This window comes from Actinokineospora sp. NPDC004072 (genome assembly GCF_053604195.1).
The window spans coordinates 41,275-63,598 of sequence record NZ_JBSGHB010000008.1 but is presented as its reverse complement, the minus strand read 5'-3'; the positions used below and the strand labels follow the sequence as shown (position 1 = coordinate 63,598).

Annotated in this window: 21 protein-coding genes and 1 riboswitch; of the genes, 8 read left to right on the top strand and 13 right to left on the bottom strand. The window is 73.7% G+C overall.

What is annotated here, in order from left to right; all coding sequences use genetic code 11:
- Positions 1-53: 53 nt before the first annotated feature.
- From ACWEPX_RS14145 to ACWEPX_RS14130, 4 genes are all read left to right on the top strand, one after another.
- Complete coding sequence (locus ACWEPX_RS14145) at positions 54-992, top strand: SPFH domain-containing protein (RefSeq protein WP_451897558.1); 939 nt, start codon at positions 54-56, stop codon at positions 990-992.
- A complete protein-coding gene (locus tag ACWEPX_RS14140; protein WP_451897557.1) occupies positions 992-1,198 on the top strand; it encodes a hypothetical protein in 207 nt (68 codons plus the stop codon). Before ACWEPX_RS14145 ends, ACWEPX_RS14140 begins: the two co-directional genes overlap by 1 nt.
- A 125-nt stretch (positions 1,199-1,323) precedes the next feature.
- A complete protein-coding gene (gene rpsT / locus ACWEPX_RS14135; RefSeq protein ID WP_451897556.1) occupies positions 1,324-1,587 on the top strand; it encodes a 30S ribosomal protein S20 in 264 nt (87 codons plus the stop codon).
- Between the two features lie 97 nt (positions 1,588-1,684).
- The gene (locus tag ACWEPX_RS14130) at positions 1,685-2,185 is read left to right on the top strand and encodes an acyl-CoA thioesterase (protein ID WP_451897555.1); all 501 of its coding nucleotides are present in this window, start codon (positions 1,685-1,687) and stop codon (positions 2,183-2,185) included.
- A gap of 140 nt (positions 2,186-2,325) precedes the next feature.
- Here the strand turns inward: ACWEPX_RS14130 and holA are convergent, their stop codons facing one another.
- Positions 2,326-3,300, bottom strand: a complete 975-nt coding sequence (gene holA, locus ACWEPX_RS14125; protein WP_451897554.1) for a DNA polymerase III subunit delta — start codon at positions 3,298-3,300, stop codon at positions 2,326-2,328.
- 137 nt (positions 3,301-3,437) lie between these two features.
- Positions 3,438-3,565: riboswitch (SAM riboswitch) on the top strand.
- An 11-nt stretch (positions 3,566-3,576) separates the two neighbouring features.
- On the opposite strand from holA, the gene thrC reads away from it, so the two are divergent.
- Complete coding sequence (gene thrC / locus ACWEPX_RS14120; RefSeq protein WP_451897553.1) at positions 3,577-4,830, top strand: threonine synthase; 1,254 nt, start codon at positions 3,577-3,579, stop codon at positions 4,828-4,830.
- A gap of 14 nt (positions 4,831-4,844) precedes the next feature.
- On the opposite strand, the gene ACWEPX_RS14115 is transcribed toward thrC, so the two are convergent.
- The 7 genes from ACWEPX_RS14115 to nadD all read right to left on the bottom strand — a co-directional run bounded on the left by ACWEPX_RS14115 (position 4,845) and on the right by nadD (position 12,779).
- Positions 4,845-7,142 carry a ComEC/Rec2 family competence protein gene (locus ACWEPX_RS14115; protein ID WP_451897552.1) on the bottom strand — a complete coding sequence of 766 codons (2,298 nt, stop codon included), beginning with the start codon at positions 7,140-7,142 and terminating at the stop codon, positions 4,845-4,847.
- 919 nt (positions 7,143-8,061) lie between these two features.
- The gene (locus ACWEPX_RS14110) at positions 8,062-8,541 is read right to left on the bottom strand and encodes a helix-hairpin-helix domain-containing protein (RefSeq protein WP_451897551.1); all 480 of its coding nucleotides are present in this window, start codon (positions 8,539-8,541) and stop codon (positions 8,062-8,064) included.
- A gap of 1,005 nt (positions 8,542-9,546) precedes the next feature.
- The gene (locus tag ACWEPX_RS14105; protein WP_451897550.1) at positions 9,547-10,395 is read right to left on the bottom strand and encodes a DegV family protein; all 849 of its coding nucleotides are present in this window, start codon (positions 10,393-10,395) and stop codon (positions 9,547-9,549) included.
- Positions 10,396-10,435: 40 nt separating this feature from the next.
- Entirely contained in the window at positions 10,436-11,140 is a 705-nt protein-coding gene (gene octT / locus ACWEPX_RS14100) for a diglucosylglycerate octanoyltransferase (RefSeq protein WP_451897549.1), read from the bottom strand.
- Complete coding sequence (locus ACWEPX_RS14095; RefSeq protein WP_451897548.1) at positions 11,137-11,751, bottom strand: histidine phosphatase family protein; 615 nt, start codon at positions 11,749-11,751, stop codon at positions 11,137-11,139. Before ACWEPX_RS14095 ends, octT begins: the two co-directional genes overlap by 4 nt.
- Positions 11,748-12,134 (bottom strand): ribosome silencing factor, encoded by a 387-nt coding sequence (gene rsfS / locus ACWEPX_RS14090; RefSeq protein WP_451897547.1) that lies wholly within the window; start codon positions 12,132-12,134, stop codon positions 11,748-11,750. The genes ACWEPX_RS14095 and rsfS overlap by 4 nt, the downstream gene beginning before the upstream one ends.
- Positions 12,135-12,185: 51 nt before the next feature.
- Positions 12,186-12,779: a nicotinate-nucleotide adenylyltransferase gene (gene nadD / locus ACWEPX_RS14085; RefSeq protein ID WP_451897546.1), complete on the bottom strand. Its 594-nt coding sequence runs from the start codon at positions 12,777-12,779 to the stop codon at positions 12,186-12,188.
- Between the two features lie 97 nt (positions 12,780-12,876).
- On the opposite strand from nadD, the gene ACWEPX_RS14080 reads away from it, so the two are divergent.
- From ACWEPX_RS14080 to ACWEPX_RS14070, 3 genes are read left to right on the top strand one after another with little or no spacing between them, the layout of a single operon-like run.
- Positions 12,877-13,560: a nitroreductase family protein gene (locus ACWEPX_RS14080; protein ID WP_451897545.1), complete on the top strand. Its 684-nt coding sequence runs from the start codon at positions 12,877-12,879 to the stop codon at positions 13,558-13,560.
- 15 nt (positions 13,561-13,575) lie between these two features.
- Positions 13,576-15,624, top strand: a complete 2,049-nt coding sequence (locus ACWEPX_RS14075) for a RecQ family ATP-dependent DNA helicase (RefSeq protein ID WP_451897544.1) — start codon at positions 13,576-13,578, stop codon at positions 15,622-15,624.
- On the top strand, positions 15,621-16,322 hold the full coding sequence (locus ACWEPX_RS14070; protein WP_451897543.1) for a methyltransferase domain-containing protein: 702 nt from the start codon (positions 15,621-15,623) through the stop codon (positions 16,320-16,322). The genes ACWEPX_RS14075 and ACWEPX_RS14070 overlap by 4 nt, the downstream gene beginning before the upstream one ends.
- On the opposite strand, the gene proB is transcribed toward ACWEPX_RS14070, so the two are convergent.
- The 5 genes from proB to ACWEPX_RS14045 all read right to left on the bottom strand — a co-directional run bounded on the left by proB (position 16,308) and on the right by ACWEPX_RS14045 (position 22,313).
- Positions 16,308-17,429, bottom strand: coding sequence for a glutamate 5-kinase (gene proB, locus ACWEPX_RS14065; protein WP_451897542.1), 1,122 nt, complete (start codon positions 17,427-17,429; stop codon positions 16,308-16,310). The genes ACWEPX_RS14070 and proB overlap by 15 nt on opposite strands.
- Positions 17,426-18,859 carry a GTPase ObgE gene (obgE, locus tag ACWEPX_RS14060; RefSeq protein ID WP_451897541.1) on the bottom strand — a complete coding sequence of 478 codons (1,434 nt, stop codon included), beginning with the start codon at positions 18,857-18,859 and terminating at the stop codon, positions 17,426-17,428. Before obgE ends, proB begins: the two co-directional genes overlap by 4 nt.
- Positions 18,860-18,937: 78 nt before the next feature.
- Entirely contained in the window at positions 18,938-19,195 is a 258-nt protein-coding gene (gene rpmA / locus ACWEPX_RS14055; RefSeq protein WP_451897540.1) for a 50S ribosomal protein L27, read from the bottom strand.
- A 14-nt stretch (positions 19,196-19,209) separates the two neighbouring features.
- Positions 19,210-19,521: a 50S ribosomal protein L21 gene (gene rplU / locus ACWEPX_RS14050; protein WP_189212117.1), complete on the bottom strand. Its 312-nt coding sequence runs from the start codon at positions 19,519-19,521 to the stop codon at positions 19,210-19,212.
- Positions 19,522-19,664: 143 nt separating this feature from the next.
- Positions 19,665-22,313 carry a translation initiation factor IF-2 N-terminal domain-containing protein gene (locus tag ACWEPX_RS14045; RefSeq protein ID WP_451897539.1) on the bottom strand — a complete coding sequence of 883 codons (2,649 nt, stop codon included), beginning with the start codon at positions 22,311-22,313 and terminating at the stop codon, positions 19,665-19,667.
- Positions 22,314-22,324 lie beyond the last annotated feature (11 nt).

Here is a 22,324-nt window from a genome sequence, read left to right as displayed (position 1 = left end):
TTCAAAAATGTGATATCACTTTGCTAGTCGTCAGCTAGCAGAGGAGCACGCCCATGACCACCGAATCCGTCCCGGTCCTACCGCCACCGCACGTGCGCGAGCGCGTCGCCCTGGCCACGGCCGGGATGCCGGTCGCGGTCGTCGGCATCGTGCTCGGCCTCGGCGGCCTCGCCCTCATCGGCGCGGGCATCGCCGGGATCGCGGGCGGCATCGCCATGGGGAGGCCGCTGGCGATCACCACGATCGTGCTGGGCGTGGTGGCGGTCGTGGCCTCGGCGCTGTCCTTCGGCGGCCTGACGATGGTCAACCCGAACGAGGCCCGGGTGCTGCAGTTCCTCGGCCGCTACACCGGCACGCTGCGGCTGGACGGGCTGCGCTGGGTGAACCCGTTCACCACCCGCAAGCGGGTCAGCACGCGCATCCGCAACCACGAGACCGCCGTCATGAAGGTCAACGACGCCGAGGGCAACCCGATCGAGATCGCCGCGGTCGTGGTGTGGCAGGTGGAGGACACCGCGCGGGCGGTGTTCGAGGTGGACGACTTCATCGAGTTCGTCGGCATCCAGACCGAGACCGCGGTGCGCCACATCGCCACCTCGTACCCCTACGACGAGCACAGCGACATCAACCGCCTCTCGCTGCGGGAGAACGCCGACGAGATCACCCAGAAGCTCTCGGCCGAGGTCGCCGCGCGGGTCGAGGCCGCGGGCGTGCGGATCATCGAGTCGCGCATCACCCACCTCGCCTACGCCCCGGAGATCGCGATGGCGATGCTGCGCCGCCAGCAGGCGGGCGCGGTCGTCGCGGCGCGGGCGCGGATCGTGGAGGGCGCGGTCGGGATGGTGCAGCTGGCCCTGGACGAGCTGGCCGCCAACGCCGTGGTCGACCTGGACGAGGAGCGCAAGGCGGCGATGGTGTCCAACCTCCTGGTGGTGCTGTGCAGCGACCACGACGCGCAGCCGGTGGTGAACACGGGGTCGCTCTACACCTGATGGCCGAGCGCAAGAAGATCCTCCTGCGCCTGGACCCCGCGATCCACGACGCGGTGGCCCGGTGGGCCGGGGACGAGCTGCGCAGCGTCAACGCCCAGATCGAGTTCCTGCTGCGCCGGGCGCTGGCCGAGGCCGGGCGGCTGCCATCGGACGCGGGCGGACCGGCCCGCCGGGGCAGGCCACCCAAGGCGGAGCCGCAGGGCTGAGCCTGTTAACCTGGCTCGTCGCGTCCGTACGGCACTCCGCCGTGGAGGAGAACCGGGGCCTCGCGCCCTCGGAGCCATCGACAAGTGCGCCGCGACCCACCGCACCGCGAAGGAAGGGCTGAGCCATGGCCAACATCAAGTCGCAGCTGAAGCGCATCAAGACCAACGAGAAGCGCCGCCAGCGCAACAAGGCCGTGAAGTCCGCGGTCAAGACCGCGGTGCGCAAGTTCCGCGAGGCCGCGGAGGCGGGCGAGAAGGCCCAGGCCGAGACCCTGATGCGCGCCGCTGGCCGCGCCCTGGACAAGGCCGCGAGCAAGGGCGTCATCCACGCCAACCAGGCCGCGAACAAGAAGTCGGCGATGGCGCTGCGCTTCAACAAGCTGGGCTAAGGCGTTTCCACGGCGGCGCCGCACCCGTTCCCACGGGTGCGGCGCCGCTGTCGTGGGCGCGCCCGCGCGTCGCGCCGGGATGGGGGAGACTCGCGGTATGGAGCCCAAACCCCCGTCGGCGGCGCGCACCTCGCTGTCGCACATCATGACCGCGCTGGACACCAACCTCCTCGGCACCGTCCACGGTGGCGTGGTCATGAAGCTGGTCGATGACGTCGCGGGCGCCGTCGCCCAGCGCCACTCCGGCGGCCCGGCGGTCACCGCGGCGATGGACGGCATGACCTTCCTCCACCCCGTCCGCGTCGGCGACCTGGTCCACGCCCACGCGCAGGTCAACTGGGCGGGCCGCTCCTCGATGGAGGTCGGGGTCCGCGTCCTGGCCGAGCCGTGGGACCGCGCTGGCGTCCCCCCGGTCCGCGTCGCCACCGCCTACCTCGTCTTCGTCGCCGTCGACGCCCACGGCCAGCCCCGGCCGGTCCCCCCGCTCCTGCCCGAGACCGACGAGGACCACCGCCGCCTCCGGGAAGCCGAGATCCGCCGCAAGCACCGCCTCACCCGCCGCGACGAGATCCTGGCCAGCCGCGAGGAACACGCCTGACGCGCTCCACAGCGGACGCGCCGGTGTCCACAGAGGTCTTCCGCGGCGGTCTTCCGCGGCGGTCCTCCGCGGCGGTCTTCCGCGGCGGTCTTCCGCGGCGGTCTTCCGCGGCGGTCTTCCGCGGCGGTCTTCCGCGGCGGTCAGGTGCCGCGGGCGCGGACCAGGCGGAGCACGGCGCGCTCCAAGGCGTAGTCGGCGTCCACGGCGGCGCCCTTGACGTCGGCGTTGACCTCCGCGGCGATCTGCATGGCCTCGACCAGGCCCTCCGCGCGCCAGCCCCGGGACTGGGCCACGGCCTTCTTCACCTTCCACGGCGGCATGCCCAGCTGCTGGGCCAGCCGGAACGGGTCGGTTCGGCCCGCGCCCGCCACCCGGGCGATCGTGCGCACGGCGTCGGCGAGGGCGTCGGCGACCAGGACGTGCGCCACGCCGAGCTGCAGCGCCCAGCGCAGCGCCTCCAGCGCGCCCGCGACGTCGCCGGTGACGGCCTTCTCGGCCACGGCGAACCCGGTGACGTCGGCGCGGCCGCGGTGGTAGCGGCGCACGGCCTCCTCCGAGACCGTGCCGCCGGTGTCGGCGACCAGCTGGGCGGCCGCGGCGGCCAGCTCGCGCAGGTCCGAGCCGACCGAGTCGATGAGCGCGGCGACCGCGGCCGGGTCGGTGCGCCCGCCCGCCCGGCGGATCTCCTCGCGGACGAACGCCTCGCGCTCGGCGGGCTTGGTCAGCTTCGGGCACTCGGTGACGGCCGCTCCGAGCTTGCGCAATGCGGCGACGAGGTCCTTGCCCGCCTTGCGCCCGCCGCCGTTGTGCGCGACGACCAGGACGATGCCCTCCGCGGGCGCCTTGGCGTAAGCGGTGACGGCGGCGGCGATGTCCTGGGTGATCTCCTGCGCGGCGTCCAGGACGATCACCCTGCCCTCGGCGAACAGCGACGGCGAGACGAGTTCGGCCAGCTCAGGGGGTGTGAGGTCGGCCACCCGGACGCGGGTGAGGTCGGCGGCGGGGTCGACCAGCCGCACGCTGTCGAGCGCGGCCCGGACGGCGCGTTCGACCAGCAGTTCCTCCTCGCCCAGCACCAGTTGCAGCGGGGCCGGGGTGACCGCGGGTGACTTCACACGGGCATCCTGCCATGCCACGCCGACACCGCCGGGTAGCGCAAGGGCTCTCGCATGATGGACGTCCTGTTGGTCACGCGGGGCCGCGGTGTCGTAGCGTGTCGGCAAGGCCCATCCCGGGCCGCACAACCGAATACCGCTCATCCAGAGGGGCAGAGGGAACGGCCCGACGAAGCCCCGGCAACCGGCGTGAGTGTCACCTCCTCGTGAGGTCGACCACGACCACGGTGCCAATTCCGACCCGCGGACGCGGGAGAGATGAGGAGATACCTCGCGATGACTGCCGTCGACACCACGCCCGCCCTCGACCTCGGTCCCGCGCGCGCCCTCTCCTGTCGGGAGTGCGGCCACCAGATCCCCCTCGCCGCGGAATTCGCCTGCGCGGAGTGCTTCGGCCCGCTCGAGGTCGCCTACGACTTCGGCACCGTAACCCGCGCCGACATCGAGGCGGGCCCCAAGTCGATCTGGCGCTACCGGCGCCTGCTGCCCGTCCCGCCGGACGTGCAGGCCCACCCCAACACCGAGCCCGGCTTCACCCGCCTGGTGAAGGCCGACCGCCTCGCCGCCGCGCTGGGCGTGAAGTCGCTGTGGGTCAAGGACGACACCGGCAACCCGACCCACTCGTTCAAGGACCGGGTCGTCGCCGTCGCCCTCGCCGCGGCGCGCAAGCTCGGCTTCACGGTGCTGGCCTGCCCCTCCACGGGCAACCTGGCCAACGCCGTCGCGGCCGCTGCCGCCCGCGCGGGCTGGGATTCAGTTGTGCTGATCCCCTCCTCCCTCGAACGCGCCAAGATCCTCACCACCGCGGTGTACGACGGTTCGCTGATCGCCGTCGACGGCAACTACGACGACGTCAACCGCCTGGCCACCGAACTGGCCGCGGAGAACGAGGACTGGGCGTTCGTCAACGTCAACGTGCGCCCGTACTACGCCGAGGGCTCCAAGACCCTCGGCTACGAGGTCGCCGAGCAGCTCGGGTGGCGCCTGCCCGGCCAGGTGGTCATCCCGGTCGCGTCCGGGTCGCAGCTCACCAAGGTGGACAAGGCATTCCGCGAGCTGGCCGCCCTCGACCTGGTGGAGGACACCCCCTACCGCGTCTTCGGCGCCCAGGCCACCGGCTGCGCCCCGGTGTCGGCGGCGTACAAGGCCGACCAGGACGTCATCATCCCGGTCAAGCCCAACACCATCGCCCGGTCGCTGGCCATCGGCGCGCCCGCCGACGGCCCCTACGTCCTCGACACCGTCCGCCGCACGGGGGGCGCGGTGGAAGATGTCACGGACGAGGAGGTCGTCGAGGGCATCCGCCTGCTGGCCCGCACCGAGGGCATCTTCGCCGAGACCGCGGGCGGGGTCACCGTGGCCACGGCGAAGAAGCTCATCGACTCGGGCCAGCTCGACCCGGACGCCGACACCGTCCTGCTGATCACCGGCGACGGCCTCAAGACCCTCGATGCCGTCGAGGACCGCATCGGCCCCAAGGCCGTCGTCCCGCCGACCACGGCCGCGGTGCGCGCGGCCCTGCAGGGCTAGAGTCCACACCGGACTCATCCCGGCGGCCCCCTGGACACCAAGGCGGGCCCGGGGACGACCGCGACGTCTCCCCCGAGATCGGTGCGCCCGGTGCGCGCGCCGATCCGGGCGAGCACGGCGAGCGTCCCCGGGTTCGGGTGCCCGTAGCGGTTGCGCGCCCCGACGCTGACCACCGCCAGCCGCGGCCCGACGGCGGCCAGGAACGCCGGGTCGCTGAACCGCGACCCGTGGTGGGGCACCTTGACCACCTCGGCGGCCAGGTCGATCCCGGACGCCGCCAGGTCGGCCTGGGCGGTGAGCTCGATGTCCCCGGTGAGCAGGACCCGTCCCGCGGTCGTGCTGGCGAGCAGGACGAGCGAGGCGTTGTTGATCGCGCTGCCGTCCGCGTCCTCGGGTTGGGCATCGCCTCCTCTCGGATGGAGCACGTCGATCGTCAGCCCAGGCCAGGTCAGCCTGCGCCCAGCGGTCAGTTCCACCACGGGCACACCGCCCGCGGCGGCGCGCACGCGGTCCCACGCCCAGCCCGGCTGCCTGCCGGGCCCGACGACGACCGCGCCCGGCGGCCCCCGGTCGAGCACGGCGGGCAGGCCGCCGATGTGGTCGGCGTGCAGGTGGCTGAGCACCACGGCCGCCACCCGGCTGGCGCCGAGCCGGTCGAGGCACTCCCCCATCGGCTCGGGTTCGGGCCCGGTGTCGACCACCACGACCGTCCCCGCCTCGGCCGTGGCCAGGACCATGCCGTCGCCTTGGCCGACATCGCAGGCGATGAACGCCCAGCCCTCCGGCGGCCACCCGGGCCGGGCGATCCGGACCGGGATGACCACCAGCAGCACGCCGACGAGCGCCAAGGCCACCAGCGCCCGCACCTTGGGCAGCCGCGCCGCCAGCACGAGCACGCCCGCCGCCGCGGCCGCGGTGACCCCGCCCCACCAGCCCTCCGGCCACGGCACGGCCGCCCCGGGGATGCTGGCAGCGTGCTCGGCGACGGTGAGCAGCCACCACGTCTCCGGACCCGCCGCGGCGACCAGCGCCTGAGCCGCCCCGGCCCACAGCGGCGCGACCAGCGCGGCGAGCACGCCCAGCACCGTCGCGGGCGCGACGACCGGCGCGGCCACCAGGTTCGCCGCCACCGCGACGAGGCTCACCTGCCCGCTCATGCCCGCCACCACGGGCGCGGTGACCAGGTGCGCCGCCGCGGGGACGGCGATCGCCTCGGCGATGCCCGCTGGCACCCGCCTGCCCCGCAGCGCGGCCGCCCACCGCGGGGCGATCAGCACCAGGCCTGCGGTGGCGAGCACGGATAGGACGAAGCCGAAGGAGACGGCCATCTCGGGGTCGACCGCGACCAGCCCGATCACCGCGACGGCGAGCGCAGGCAGCGTGGACTTCTCCCGTCCCAGCGCCAACGCCAGCATCCCGATGACGCCCATGACCGCCGCCCGCAGCACACTCGGCTCCGGCCCGGCGAGCACGACGAACCCGACCATGGCCGCCGCCGCGCCCGCCGACGCCATCCACGGGCCTGCCCTGAGGAGCCGGAGCAGGAACAGGGCGAAGAATCCGGTGATGGCCAGGTTCGCCCCGCTGACGGCCAGCAGGTGGGTCATGCCCGCGGTGTCGAAGTCCGCGCGGACGCCGGGCGGGAGCCCGTCGGTGTCGCCGACGACGAGGGCGGGCAGCAGCCCGGCCGCCTCCGGCCCCAGGACGTGCGCGGCGGTTCCGCGCAGCCCGGCCCGCAACTCGGCCGCGATCCGCTGGGCGGCGCCGGGTTCGTCCACATCGGAGGGAGGCCCGCGGACGTTCGCCGTCGCCGCCGTCAGCCCACCCGCCGGAGCCGGAGCCAACCGCGCCGCCGCGGTCGCCTGCTGCCCGGGGAGGAGCCCCGCCCAGTGCTCGGCAGGCGCGAAGACGACGACTTGCCCACCACCGGGTACCGCGCGGGCGGTGATGACCACGGTGCGTACTCCGGAAGGCGTTGCCCCGTACCCGGCCGCCCGAATGGGTCGCGGCCGCTCGGCGACTTCGACGCGGAGGACGATGCTTTGCCGCTCGTCGGCCATCGCCCGGAGCGGGTCGTGCGCGGCATCTCGAACCCGCTCGGCAACGGGCACCACGGCGAGCACCCCTGCGGCCAACAACGGCCACGCCGCATGAACCCTCCCCGCCCCAGACCGCGCGACGACCGCCGCCGCCACCCCCACAGCCACCACCCCGACCGCGGCCGCGACCGCCCAGTGGACGAGGAGCCCGAGAAACGCCGCGAACCAGACCGCGAGGGCGGCGGGGACGAGACGCCAGTCGTGGGTGGGCATGGGATGGCCTCCGGGGGCTGGGAGGGGAGGTGGGGCGGGAGGTGGTGCCGGCAGGCGTGGTGGTGCCGGCAGGCGGGCTGGGGTGGGAGGTGCTGGCAGGGGTAGCGGGGCGGGGTGGCGTGATCAAGCGGACTGGGGTGGTGGGGCGAAGTGGCGTGACTACGCGGACTGGAGTGGTAGGGCGGAGTGGGGTGGCTAGGCGGAGTGGGGTGGCTGGACGGCGTGGGGTGGTGGTGTGCGGTGTCCGGGAGGGTGGGGACGAGGTAGAGGTGGCGGCGGACGCGGAGCCGAGTGGCGGGAGCGGCGGACGGGGGCTGCGACCTGGCCGAGGTGGACGACGAAGACGAGGTGGAGGTGGGGGTGGCGGGCAAGGCGCAGGGTGAGTGCAAGGCGCAGGGCGGGGGCCATGCGGAGGGCGGGGCGTTTCGGGTGGGGGTTGGGCGCGGGAGGGGTGACCTATTCAGGACGGGGCTGGAGGCGCAGGGAGGGAGGGCCTGCGCACAAGGAAGACCCAAGCCGGGAAGACAAGCCGGGGTGATACGACAGATGGAGCTGGCAAGGCAGACAGGGGTCGCTTGCCAGGTCGAGGAGGCTTGGCAGGTCAGGATGGCGGAGCAATTCAGGGCGGCTTGGAAGGTTCCGGTGGGTTGGTGAGTCGGGATGGTTCGGCGGGTTGTGCGGGCTTCGCGGGGTTCGGGTGATGGGCGGTGAGCGCGTCGGTGTGCTGGAGCGGGGGCGGTGGTGGGGATGGAGTCCGTTCGGCGGAGGGTGGTTTGCGGCATGGTGGCCTGCCTGGGTGTCGTGGTGGAGGTGGCTAGGTTGGGGTGGGGCGTGGGCTGGGTTGAGGCGTGGGCGTGTCGGCGGGGGTGAGGGCTTGGGCAGTGCGCGGCTGGGGGCGCGGAGGGATGGGTGGAGCGGGCTAGACGGTGACCAAGTCCTTCAATTTGTCGAAGCGGGTTGGGCCTATTCCTTCGATTTGGCGTAGTTGGTTGATGTCGGTGAAGCCGCCGGTGCGGGTGCGGTACTCGACGATGCGTTGGGCGGTGACGATGCCTACGCCGGGGAGGGCGTCGAGTTGGTAGACGGGGGCGGTGTTGAGGTTGGTGAGGGGTGGGGTGGACGAGTTGAGGGCGGCGGGTGGGGGTGTGGTGCCGACGTGGATCTGTTCGCCGTCCACCAGGCGGCGGGCGAGGTTGAGGGTGCTGGTGTCGGTGCCGGGGAGGGGGCCGCCGCTGGCGGTGAGGGCGTCGATCACGCGGGAGCCGGTGGGGAGTTGGCGGACGCCTGGGGTCTTGACCTTGCCTTGGATGTCGACGGTGATGGCTGGCTTGGGCTGGTCGACCGGGAGGGCGGGCGGGGGTGCGGCGGGAGTTTCCGGGGAGCCGGGGATCGCCAGCACGCCTGCCAGGAGGGCACCGAGGACGACGGCGACGATGGCGGCCGCGCGGGGTAGGCGACGGCGTGCGGGGGTGACGTCGACTTCGTTGGCGGGGTCGAGGACGAAGTCAGAGTCGAAGTCGGGGTCTGCCGGCTTCGTGTGCTCGTGGGAGGAGTCCGGTCGTTGGGGCGAGTACTCCGGATCAGTGGGGTCGGGGTAGTCGGCATGGGAGGAGGAGCCGACGTGGGCCGAGGTCGGGTTCGATTCGACTCGGGTTCCGGTGGGTGGCAGGTCGGGTTGAGCGGTGGGGCCAGGGGTGAGGCTGCCGCTGGTGGCGGGCCAGGTGGGGTCGGGTGAGGCGGAGGTGGAGGGCCGGGTGCGGTCGGGCGAGGCCGGGGTGGAGGGCCAGGTGTGGTGGGGCGAGATCGGCGTGGAGGAGCGGGTGGGGTGGGTCTCCGACTGGTGGTCAGACGTGCGTTGGACGGAGGCCGACGGGTGGGCAGACGTCGGGTGGGTGGAGGCCGGTGGGTGGGCGGACGTCTGCTGGGCAGAGGCCGGTGGGTGGGCGAACGCCTGCTGGGCGGAGCTCGACAGGTGGGCGGACGTCGGATGGGCAGAGGCCGACAGGTGGGCGGACGTCGGATGGGGGGAGGCCGACGGGTGGGCGGGCATTGAATGGCGGGCAGGCTCGACCGGCTTGGTGGGCCTCCGGTGCTGGGTAGGCGTTGAGGGGTGAATCAGGGCGCGGGGTTTGGGGTGGGGGGTGGGGTGGTTTGGTCGGAGGTCGGGGTCTTCGGTTGGGTAGGGGTGGGTGGGGTGGGAGGGCTTGGTCCAGCGGGTGAGGAAGCGGGTCAGGGGGTGGGGGGTGTCTGCATAGGACGGTAGGGAGCCGTTGTCCCAGGGGCGGTCGATGGCGCGGCTCAGGCGGGTGAGGGCTTCGTCTACTGTGGCCTTCGTCTTCATACCTACGACGGTATGAGCGGCGCTCCCCACGCTGCCAGGCCTTCTCCCCGGCCTGTGGACAACTCAGGTGCAGATCGCCACGCCGAGGACGCCGGGGCCGGTGTGGGCGCCGATGACGGCGCCTACCTCGCTGACGAAGCAGCCCACCGAGCCGGGGAGGCGGTCGTCGAGGCGGGCGGCCAGTTCGGCGGCTCGTTCGGGGGCGGCGAGGTGGTGGACGGCCAGGCGGATCTCGCCCGGGGGGAGTTCGGCGGCCGCTGCGGAGGCCAGGTCGACCAGGCGGGCGAGGGCTCGGGTGGTGGTGCGGACCTTCTCCAGGGGTTGGATGCGGCCGTCGGTCACGTGGAGAAGGGGTTTGACCGACAGCGCCGTGCCGAGCAGCGCCGCCGCCGCGCCGATGCGGCCGCCGCGGCGCAGGTGCTCCAGCGTCTCCACCACGAACAGGCAGCGGGTTCGGGACGCCGCCGAGACGGCCGCCTCCTCCACGGCATCGGCGTCTCCTCCCCCGGCCGCGACGGAAGCGGCCTGGAGGGCGGCGAAACCCAGGCCCATCGCGATGGTGCGGGAGTCGACCACGCGGATGCGGGCCGGGTCGACCTCGGTGGCGGCCAGGCGGGCCGACTCCCAGGTGCCGGAGAGCTCCTTGGACAGGTGGACCGACAGCACGCCGTCGTAGCCCGCCGACAGCAGCTCCCGGTACCGCTCGGCGAACGCCTCCGGATTCGGCCGGGAGGTGGTCACCGCGCGGTGGTCGCGGAGGGCTTTGGCCAGTTCGCCGGGGCCGATGTCGATGCCGTCGCGGCCCGTCTCGTCGTCGACGTGCACCGTGAGGGGGACGACGTGGACGGCGTGCCGATCCGCGAAGCCCTCGGGGAGGGACGCGGTCGAGTCGGTGACTACGGCGAACGGCACGGTGCGGGAGCCTAACCGGAGCAGGGCAGGATTGCCGGGATCAGTCGAGCAGCGGGCCGATCAGCTCGGCGAACGCCTTCCCCACCTGCTCGTGCGCGGGCCAGCCCCAGTGGATGCCGTCGGGGTTGCCCTGGCCGCTGAGCACGTGCTCCCCCACCACCTCCGCCAGGTCCAGCAGCGGCACGCCCGACGCCGACGCCCACGCGGTGAGCGCGCGGACCGCGGGCGCGCGGCCGTGGTGCACCCCCGCGTACCCCGCGGACCGGTGCACCGACGGAAGCACCGCGACAGCGGGCATCGACGGGCGCAGCGTCCGGATCGCCGTCAGCGTCCGGTCGAGGTAGCGCACCGACAGCGCGGGCGGCAGCGCCACCCGGCGGCTGACCTTGGCCAGGTGGGGCACCGAGGCCAGGTACGCCGACCGCACCCACCGCCGGACGCGGTCGGAGTGCAGGTAGCGGATGCCCTCGCGCAGGTACGTCGGCGCGGGCGAGGGCAGCGTGTCCATCCCGCCCACGCCCAGCACCAGCGCGGACGCCTTGGGCAGCACCGGCCAGACCCGGGGGTCGCCGACCAGCGACCAGTAGGCGTCGCGCGCCGTCCAGCCCAGGCCCGCGAACAGCTCCGCCGACCCGCCCAGCGCGGCGGCGGCCAGGTTCGGCCACAGCCGGGGGTCGTCGGCGGGGTGCGGCCCGTCCGGCCCGTGGAAGGCCAGCGAGTCGCCGAACACGAGCAGGGTGGTCACCCGGTGATGCCCGCGTTGTAGGCGATCAGCCGCCACGCCAGGCCGCTGGTCTCCCGCCTGGCCAGCACGGTCCAGTGGCAGTTGCCGATGCCCGCCAGCAGCGGCCAGGCCGCCAGCGGCAGGTCCAGCAGGTGCGCGGTCAGCGCGGTGATCAGGCCGCCGTGCGCGCACAGCAGCGCGGTCTCGGCGTCGCCCTCGTCCAGGTCGGCGACGACCTCGGCGGCCCGGGCCGCCACCTCGACGCGCGGCTCGCCGCCGGGCGGGGCCCAGGTCGGGTCGGTCTGCCAGACCTTGCGGGCGCCGGGGTACTCCGCGTCGACCTCGGTCAGGGTCTTGCCCTGCCACAGGCCCAGGTGGGTCTCGCGCAAGCGCTTGTCGATGCGCAGCGGGATGCCGCTCGCCGAGCTGAACACGGTGGCCGTGTCGGTGGCCCTGCGCAGATCCGAGGTGACGATGATGTCCGGGTTGAACCGGACCAGCGCGGGCACGGCGAAGCGGGCCTGGTTCCAGCCGGTCTCGGTCAGGTTCGAGTCGATGTGGCCCTGCATGCGGCCGGTGGCGTTGTAGTCGGTCTCGCCGTGCCGCCACATCACGACCCTGCGCAACGTCACGTGGCGTCGTCCTCCTCCGCGGGCGGACCGGCCTCGAACGGCACCCGCGGGCAGTCCTTCCACAGCCGCTCCAGGCTGTAGAAGGAGCGCTCCTCGGCGTGCTGGACGTGCACCACGACGTCGACGAAGTCCAGCAGCACCCAGCGGCCCTCGCGGGCGCCCTCGCGGCGCACCGGCTTGGTCCCGGCGGCGCGCATCTTCTCCTCGACGTTGTCGACGATGGCCCCGACCTGCCGCTCGTTGGCCGCCGACGCGATGACGAAGCAGTCCGTGATGACGAGCTGGTCGGAGACGTCGAGCACGACCACGTCGGTCGCCTTCTTGTCGGCGGCCGCCGACGCGGCGACGATGGCCAACTCGCGGGCTTGCTCCGTGGCTGCCACGGCTCTCCTCGGTTTCTCCGCTGACGCAACCCGTCGAGGGTACCCGCCGCCTCAGCGTTCGCCGACGTAGAGCCGCCGTTTGGAGATGTACTGCACCACCCCGTCGGGGACGAGGTACCAGACCGGCTCGCCCTTGGCCACCCGCTCCCGGCAGGCGGTGGACGAGATCGCCATCGCGGGCACCTCGACCAGGCTCACCGATCCGGTGGGCAGGTGGGCGTCGGCCAGGTCGTACCCCGGCCGGGTGACGCCGACGAAGTGCGCGAGGGTGAACAGCTCGGCGGCGTCGCGCCAGGACAGGATCTGGGCCAGCGCGTCGGCGCCGGTGATGAAGTACAGCTCCGCGTCCGGGTTGAGCCCGCGCAGGTCGCGCAGGGTGTCCACGGTGTAGGTCGCGCCCTCGCGGTCGATGTCGACCCGGCTGACGGAGAACCGCGGGTTCGACGCGGTGGCCACCACCGTCATCAGGTAGCGGTCCTCGGCGGCGCTGACCTGGCGGTCGCCCTTCTGCCACGGCTGCCCGGTCGGCACGAACACGACCTCGTCGAGGTCGAAGCGCGCCTGCACCTCGCTGGCCGCGACGAGGTGCCCGTGGTGGATCGGGTCGAACGTGCCGCCCATGATCCCGATACGGCGATCCGCCATGTCGGTAACCGTACCCGCGCCCGTTCGGATCATGTCGGCGAAACCTATGGCTACCTGGTATGAGGTACGACGGCGGATTGCTTGTAACACTCCTGCCATGGCTTGGGAACCGATCCACGATCAGCCCTTCACGCCCGTTCCGTACCGACCGGTGCGGATGAGCGTCGAGGACTCGCTGCGCAACGCCGCAGAACTGCGCGCCAAGATGGACCAGCGCCGCACCGTGCGCGCCTTCTCCACCGATCCCGTGCCGGAGCAGGCCGTGCTGGACGCGATCGCCGTCGCCTCCACCGCGCCGTCGGGGGCCCACCAGCAGCCGTGGACGTTCGTGCTCGTGCAGGACCCCGAGGTGCGCCGCAAGATCCGCGAGGCCGCGGAGCGGGAGGAGCAGATCTCCTACGCGGGCCGCCTGGGCGAGGAGTGGCTCTCGGCGCTGCGCCCGCTGGGCACCGACCAGAACAAGCCGCACCTGACCGACGCGCCCTACCTGATCGTGGTCTTCGAGCAGCGGTACTACCTCGACGGCCAGGAGCAGCACAAGCACTACTACGTCGACGAGTCGGTCGGCATCGCCGTCGGCATGCTGATCACCGCGCTGCACCTGTCCGGCCTGGCCGCGCTGACGCACACGCCCAGCCCGATGAAGTTCCTGTCCGAGGTGCTCAACCGCCCGCGCAACGAGAAGGCGTTCGCGGTGATCCCGGTCGGCTACCCCGCCGAGGACGCCACCGTGCCCGACCTGGTGCGCAAGGACCTGGAGCAGGTGCTCGTCCGCGTCTGAGGTATCAAGGGGGGCGTGGACGACCAGGCCCTGCGGGCGGCGGCCGAACAGCGGCTGCGCGCCCTCGCCGGTGACGACGCCCGGCTGCGCGACGACCAGTGGACCGCGATCCGGACGCTGGTCGCCGACCGCGGCCGGGCCCTGGTCGTGCAGCGCACCGGGTGGGGCAAGTCGGCGGTGTACTTCGTGGCCACGGCCCTGCTGCGGGAGCTGGGCGAGGGCCCGACGGTGATCGTCTCGCCGCTGCTGGCGCTGATGCGCAACCAGGTCGCCGCGGCGGCGAAGGCGGGCGTGCACGCCGCGACGATCAACTCGGCGAACCCGGGCGAGTGGACCGCGGTGCAGGAGCAGGTCGCCGCTGGCGAGGTCGACGTGCTGCTCGTGTCACCGGAACGGCTGAACAACCCGGATTTCCGGGACGCCGTGCTGCCGTCGCTGACCGCGTCCGCGGGGATGCTCGTGGTCGACGAGGCGCACTGCATCTCCGACTGGGGCCACGACTTCCGCCCCGACTACCGGCGGCTGCGCACGCTGCTCTCCGACCTGCCCGCGGGCGTGCCCGTGCTGGCGACGACGGCCACGGCGAACGACCGGGTGGTGCGCGACGTGTCCGCGCAGCTGGGCTCCTCCGCGGTGCTGCGGGGGCCGCTGGACCGGGAGAGCCTGCACCTGGCGGTGCTGCGGCTGCCCACGGCGCAGGCGCGGCTGGCGTGGCTGGCCGAGAACCTGCCGCGGTTCACCGGATCGGGGATCATCTACACCCTGACGGTCGCCGCCGCCGAGGAGCTGGCGGGCTTCCTGCGCGACCGCGGCTTCCCCGTCGCCGCCTACACCGGGCGCACCGACCCCGACGAGCGGCTGCGGGCCGAGGAGGACCTGCTGGCCAACCGGGTCAAGGCGCTGGTGGCGACCTCGGCGCTGGGCATGGGCTTCGACAAGCCGGACCTGGGCTTCGTGGTGCACGTGGGCGCGCCGCAGTCGCCGATCGCGTACTACCAGCAGATCGGGCGCGCGGGCCGCGGCGTCGAGCGGGCCGACGTGGTGCTGCTGCCCGGGGTCGAGGACAAGGACATCTGGTCCTACTTCGCCTCGCTGGCGTTCCCGCCGGAGCGGGTGGTGCGCCAGGTGCTCGACGCGCTGACCGACCGGCCGATCTCCACCCCCGCGCTGGAGCCGCTGGTCGAGCTGTCGCGCAACCGGCTGGAGATGGTGCTCAAGGTCCTCGACGTCGACGGGGCCGTGCGGCGGGTCCGCGGCGGGTGGACGGCCACCGGCCAGCCGTGGGAGTACGACGCGGCGCGGTACGCCCGCATCGCCGAGGCCCGCGACGCCGAGCAGCGGGCGATCCTGGAGTACCAGGCCACCGGCGGCTGCCGCATGGAGTTCCTGCTGCGCACCCTCGACGACCCGCACGCGGCGCCCTGCGGCCGCTGCGACAACTGCACCGGGCGGCGGTGGAGCGCGGAGGTGTCGGCGGCGGGCGTGGACGCCGCGCGCGAGCGGCTGCGCAGGCCGGGCGTGGAGATCCCGCCGAAGAAGCTGTGGCCGACCGGGATGGCGGCGCTGGGCGTGCCGCTGTCGGGCAAGATCAAGCAGCCGCTGGAGCCCGGGCGGGCGCTCGGGCGGCTGACCGACATCGGGTGGGGCAACCGGCTGCGCGAGCTGTTCGCCGGACCGGACGGGCAGGCGCCGGACGGCGTGCCGGACGACGTGGTGGACGGCTGCGTGCAGGTGCTCGCGGCCTGGGAGTGGGCCGCCCGGCCGGAGGGCGTGGTCGCGGTGGCGTCGTCGGCGCTCGCGCGGGACCTCGCGGCGCGGATTGCGGGCATCGGGCGGCTGCCGCTGCTGGGCGAGGTGACCGTGGGCTCCGCGGCGCGGGCGAACAGCGCGCAGCGGCTCGCGGGGCTGTGGAACGGCCGCGGGTTCGCCGGGTCGGTCTCGGGGCCGGTGCTGCTGGTCGACGACCGGGTGGATACCGGGTGGACGATGACCGTCGCGGGGACGGTGCTGCTGGAGGCGGGCGCGTCGGCCGTCCTGCCGTTCGCCCTGGCGACGACGACGTGACCGCCTTCCACGACCGGATCGAGTCGCTGCCGGGCATGGCGGAAGCCCGGGCCAGGGTGCGCGACCTGCTGGCCCTGCCCCCGGGCGCCGCGGTGGTCGACGTCGGCTGCGGGACGGGGCACGCGGCGGGTGAGCTGGTCGGGCACCGGGTGGTGGGGGTGGACCTCGACCCGGAGGCGGTGGCCACCGCCCGCTCCCGGCACCCGGGGGTGTTCGTGGTCGCGGACGCCGCGGCGCTGCCGTTGGCGGACGGTTCGGTGCGGGGCTACCGGGCCATGCGGCTGCTGCACCTCGTCCCAGACGCGGGGGCGGTGCTGCGCGAGGCGCGGCGGGTGCTCCAGCCGGGCGGACGGGCGGTACTGGTGGGGCCGGACTACGGGATGGTCGTGGTCGACGGGCCGCAGGAGCTGATCCGGGCCGCGCAGACGAGCTCGCGCGAGGAGCACTTCGGGCGGCGGTTCCGGACCCTGCTGCTGGACGCGGGCTTCCACGACGTCGCCGTCGAGGTCCACACGATGGTGGTGACCGATCACTCGGTCATGGCCCCGTCGCTGGCGGTGCTGGCGCAGGGGGCGGTTGCGACGGGCCGGGTGACGAGGGCGGAGGCCGACGACTGGCTGGCCGACCAGGCCGAGCGCGGCGCGCGCGACCGCTTCCTGATCGCCTGGCCGCTGTTCTACGCCTCAGCCGTGCGCTAGGGCGACCAGGTCGTCGGCGTGGACGACCTCCCGGCGGTGCTCGGTCGGCAGGTCGCGGGTGGAGCGGCCGATGAGGTCCGGCAGCTCGGTGGAGTCGTAGGCGACCAGGCCGCGGGCCACCACGCGGCCTGCGGGGTCGGTGAGGTCCACCACGTCGCCCGCGTGGAAGTCGCCGGTGACGGTGGTGATGCCCGCGGCCAGGAGGGAGCGGCGGTTGGTGACCACGGCGGTGACCGCGCCGTCGTCCAGGGTCAGGGTTCCGGTGGCGTCGGCGGCGTAGGCCAGCCAGAAGCGGCGCGCGGTCAGCCTGCGGCCGGAGGCGGCGAAGGCGGTGCCGACGTCCGCCGAGGTCAGGGCCCGGCCTGCGGCGGCGGCCGAGGCCAGCAGGACCGGGACGCCCGCGACCGAGGCCAGGCGGGCGGCGGCCAGCTTGGAGGCCATGCCCCCGGTGCCCAGGCCCGAGCCGGAGGCGCCCGCGTCCACGCCCGCGACGTCCGCGGCGTCGGCGACCTCCTCGATCGGGCTGGCCGCGCCGAGGCGCGGGTCACCGTCGTAGAGGGCGTCCACATCGGACAGCAGGACCAGCGCGTCCGCGCCGATCAGGTGGGCGACCAGGGCGGCGAGGCGGTCGTTGTCGCCGAAGCGGATCTCGTCGGTGGCCACCGTGTCGTTCTCGTTGACCACCGGGACCACGCCCAGGGCCAGCAGCCGCGACAGCGTGCGCTGGGCGTTGCGGTAGTGCGCGCGGCGGACCACGTCGTCGGCGGTCAGCAGGACCTGGCCGACGCGCAGCCCGTGGCGGGCGAAGGACTCGACGTAGGCGTGCCCGAGCGCGAGCTGCCCGACGCTGGCCGCCGCCTGCTGGGTGGCCAGGTCGCGGGGGCGGCGGGCCAGGCCGAGCGGGGCCAGGCCCGCGGCGATCGCGCCGGAGGACACCAGCACGACCGACGAGCTCGCGCGGCGGGCGGCCAGCGCGTCGACCAGGGCGTCCAGCCGCGCCGGGTCGAGGCCGCCCGCCGCGGTCGTCAGCGACGACGAGCCCACCTTGACGACCACCAGCCGGGCGGCGGCGACGGCCGAGCGGGTCGCCGAGCGCAGCGCGGTCACTCCGGTTCCTCCAGGCCGCGGCGCACCCGGCGGGCGTGCTTGCGCTCGGCGGCGCTGGTCCGGTCGTCCTGCTCCAAGCGCGGGTCGCTGCCCCGGGAGAACATGGTCATCGCGATGCCTGCGGGCGTCGACGGCTCCCAGTCGAAGGTGATGCCGCCGATCGTCACCGGGCAGCCCGGCTGCGCGCCCGCCTTGGCCAGCGCCTCCTCCACGCCCAGGCGGGCCAGCCGGTCGGCGAGGTAGCCGATGGCCTCGGCGTTGTCGAAGTTCGTCTGCCGCACCCAGCGCTCCGGGCGCTCGCCGCGGACGGTGAACGCGCCCTCCTCGGCCGGGTCGGGCTCGATGGTGAAGCCGGTGTCGTCGACGGCCTTGGGCCGCAGCACGATCCGGGTCGGCTCCACGATCGGCCGCGCCGAGCGGTCCGCCTCCACCACCCTGGCCAGGGCGAACGTCAGCTCGCGCAGCCCTTCGCGGGTGGCGGTGGACACCTCGTACACCGGCAGGCCGCGCGCCTCGATCTCCGGGCGCACCAGCTCGGCCAGCTCCCGCCCCTCCGGGATGTCGATCTTGTTGAGCACCACCACGCGCGGCCGGTCGGCCAGCGTGCCACCGAGCGCGGGGGTGTAGCGGGCCAGCTCGGCCTCCAGCGCGTCGATGTCCGACAGCGGGTCGCGGCCGGGCTCCTCGGTGGCGCAGTCGACCACGTGCACCAGCACCGAGCAGCGCTCGATGTGGCGCAGGAAGTCCAGGCCCAGGCCCTTGCCCTCGGACGCGCCGGGGATCAGCCCGGGCACGTCGGCCATCGTGAAGACCGTCTCCCCCGCGGTGATCACGCCCAGGTTCGGCACCAGCGTGGTGAACGGGTAGTCGGCGATCTTCGGCTTGGCCGCCGACAGCACCGCGATCAGCGAGGACTTGCCCGCCGACGGGAACCCGACCAGCCCGGCGTCGGCCATCGAGCGCAGTTCCAGCACCAGGTCGCGGGTGTCCCCCGGCTCGCCGAGCAGGGCGAACCCGGGCGCCCGGCGGGCCTTGGAGGCCAGCGCGGCGTTGCCCAGCCCGCCCCGGCCGCCGGACGCGGCGACGAACCGCGTGCCGTGCCCCACCAGGTCGGCGAGGATCTCCCCGTCCTTGGACAGCACCACGGTGCCCTCGGGCACCTTCAGCTCCAGGTCCTGCCCGTTGGCCCCGTCCCGGTTGCCGCCCTGCCCCTGCTTGCCGTGCGTGGCCACCGCGTGCGGGCGGAAGTGGAAGTCCAGCAGGGTGTGCACGTTGGCGTCGACGACCAGCACGACGTCACCGCCGTTGCCGCCGTTGCCGCCGTCGGGGCCGCCCAGCGGTTTGAACTTCTCCCGGTGGACCGACGCGCACCCGTTGCCGCCGTTGCCGCCGGAGACGTGGATGACCACCCGGTCGACGAATCGGGACATGGCTTCCTCTCACAGACACGACAAAGGGCGGGCCGAAGCAGGCCCGCCCTCGTCACAAAGGGGTCTCGCGGTCGGGCCTCAGGCCTCGACCGGGACGATGTTGACGGTCTTGCGACCGCGCCGCGAACCGAACTGGACGGCGCCCGCGGACAGCGCGAACAGCGTGTCGTCCTTGCCGCGGCCGACGTTGACGCCCGGGTGGAACTTGGTGCCGCGCTGGCGGACCAGGATCTCACCGGACTTGACGACCTGACCGCCGAACCGCTTCACGCCCAGGTACTGGGCGTTCGAGTCGCGCCCGTTGCGGGAGCTTGACGCACCCTTCTTGTGTGCCATGGCTGCTCAGGTCCTCACTTCACCGTGATGCCGGTGACCTCGACGCGGGTCAGCTTCTGCCGGTGACCCTGGCGCTTGTGGTAGCCGGTCTTGTTCTTGAACTTGTGGATCCGGATCTTCGGGCCCTTGGTGTGCTCGACGACCTTGCCGGTCACCGCAACCTTCGCCAGGGCGTCCGCGTCCGTGGTGACGTCGGTGCCGTCGACGACCAGCACCGCGGCAAGGCTGAGTTCGGTGCCCGGCACGCCTTCGAGCTTCTCGACCTCGACGACGTCGCCGACAGCCACCTTGTACTGCTTGCCGCCGGTCTTGACGATCGCGTACATCGGACGGAAGTCTCCTGCTGCTAGACAGTGGGGGTCGTGCGTGGGGTCACGCGGTACTCGGTGCGGACCAGGCTGTGCACGACACGGCCCACCATTCGGCGGGCCGTGCAACAGCGTACACGCCTGCTCCGCGCACCGACGAATCAGCCCTCGGTGTCCACGCCCACCGGGGGGCCTGCGGGCCGGGACGCGGCCCGCCGACGCCTGCGCGGGGCCGCGGCGGGGGCCAGCTCAGCCACCCGGCCGTTGCCGTTGCGCGCCTGCTCGGGCACCTCCGGCCCGGCGGCGTCCGGGTCGTCCTCGCCTGCGCGGACGGTGGACCGGGCGATCTGGGCGACCGCGGCCTTGGCCACCTCCCGCTCGGGCTCGGGGACCGGCTCCTCCTTGGGGGCCTCGGGCTCCTTCGCGTCCTTGTCCTTCGCGTCCTTCTCCTTGGCCGCGTCCTTAGCCGCGTCCTTGGCCGCGTCCTTGGCCACGCGGTCCTCGCCGCGGTTGCGGGAGCGCTTGGACTCCTTGTGCCCGCTGCCGCCGCCGTTCTGGCCGTTCTGCTGGCCGGTGGCCGCCTTCACGACCGGCTCGGTCGAGACGTTCACGCCGCGGCCCTTGCAGTGCTCGCAGGTGGTGCTGAACGCCTCAAGCAGGCCGGTGCCGACCCGCTTGCGGGTCATCTGCACCAGGCCCAGCGAGGTGACCTCCGCCACCTGGTGGCGGGTGCGGTCGCGGCCCAGGCACTCGGTGAGCCTGCGCAGCACCAGGTCGCGGTTGGACTCCAGCACCATGTCGATGAAGTCGATCACGATGATGCCGCCCACGTCGCGCAGCCGCAGCTGGCGGACGATCTCCTCGGCCGCCTCCAGGTTGTTGCGGGTGACCGTCTCCTCCAGGTTTCCACCCGACCCGGTGAACTTGCCGGTGTTGACGTCGATGACCGTCATCGCCTCGGTGCGGTCGATCACCAGGTAGCCGCCGGAGGGCAGCCAGACCTTGCGGTCGAGCGCCTTGAGCAGCTGCTCCTCGACGCGGTGGGTGGTGAAGGCGTCCTTGGGGCCGCTGTGCTTGCGGACGCGGTCGACCAGCTCGGGGGCGACGTGGCGGACGTAGGCGTCGATGGTCTCCCAGGCGGTGTCGCCCTGGACGATCAGCGCGCTGAAGTCCTCGGTGAACAGGTCGCGGACGACCTTGACCAGCAGGTCCGGCTCCTCGTAGAGCAGGGTCGGCGCGCTGCTCTTGCCGCCCTTGCGGCCGCTGCCCGCCTCCGCCTTCTCCTTGATGACCTCCCACTGCGCCTGCAGGCGGCGCACGTCGCGGCCCAGCTCCTCCTCGGAGATGCCTTCGGACGCGGTGCGGATGATCACGCCTGCGTCCTCGGGGACGACGCGCTTGAGCACGTCCTTGAGCCTGCGGCGCTCGTTCTCCGGCAGCTTGCGGGAGATGCCGGTCGCCCCGCCGCCGGGCACGTAGACCAGGAACCGGCCGGGCAGGGAGATCTGGGTGGTCAGCCGGGCGCCCTTGTGGCCGACCGGGTCCTTGGTGACCTGCACCAGCACGCTGTCGCCGGTGGAGAGGGCCTGCTCGATCTTGCGGGCCTTGCCCTCCAGCCCGGCGGCGTCCCAGTCGACCTCACCGGCGTAGAGCACGGCGTTGCGGCCGCGGCCGATGTCGACGAAGGCCGCCTCCATGCTGGGCAGCACGTTCTGCACGCGGCCCAGGTACACGTTGCCGACCAGCGACCCGCTGCCCGACGAGGTCACGAAGTGCTCGACGAGCACCCCGTCCTCCAGCACGCCGATCTGGGTGCGGTCGCTGTACTCGCGGACGACCATCGTGCGGTCGACGGACTCGCGGCGGGCCAGGAACTCGGCCTCGGACAGGATCGGGGCGCGCCTGCGCCCGGCCTCGCGGCCGTCGCGGCGGCGCTGGCGCTTGGCCTCCAGCCGGGTCGAGCCGCGCACGCTGCGCACCTCGTCGCGGCCGCTGTCGCGGGAGGAGTCACGCGAGGAGTCACGGTCCTCGCGGGCCTCGCGGACGTGGGTGACGGTGTTCGGCGGGTCGTCGGCCTCGGCGGTGTCGGCGTCCTCGCCGCCCTTGCGGCGGCGGCGACGGCGGCGGCGCTTGCTGCCGCCGTCCTCGTCGGCCTCGGGCGCCTCGGCGGCCTCGGGCTCGGCGTCGGCGGGCTCGGCGTCCTCGGCGTCGGGGGCGTCCTCGGCCCCGCGGCCCCGACCGCGGCCGCGGCGACCGCGGCGGCGGCGCCTGCCTGCGCCCTCATCGGCGTCGGCGTCGGCGTCCGCGGCGTCGTCGACCGGCTCCTCCGGCTCGTCGTCGGGCTCCGGCTCGGGCTCGGGCCTGGCCTTGCGGCGCGCGGTGGCCGCGGCCGGGTCCGGCGCCTGGAACAGCGGCGACGCCGAGGCGAACACCGGGACGGCGGGCAGCCGCGGGGCGACCGCGGGCAGCTCATCGACCTCCTCGACGGCCTCGTCAGCGCTGTCCGCGCTATCTGGGCTGCCGGGGCTATCCGGGCTGTCCGGACTCACCGGGCTCACCGGGGTTTCCGCCGATTCGGCGGGCTCCCCCGCCAGCGCGTCGGCGACCCGCAGCGCCAGCTCCCTGGCCACACTGGACTGCGCGCCGCGGGCGGGTTCGCCCAGCTCGTTCAGCGCCCCGAGCACCTCGCGGCTGCTCACCCCGAGCAGCTTGGCCAGGGCGTGCACGCGCACCTTGGCGGGCAGATCGCCCAGCGCGGGTGTGGTGGCGGCCCCGCCGGTCCGACCGGCAGGGTTCGACATATCCGACATGTAGCTCCTCC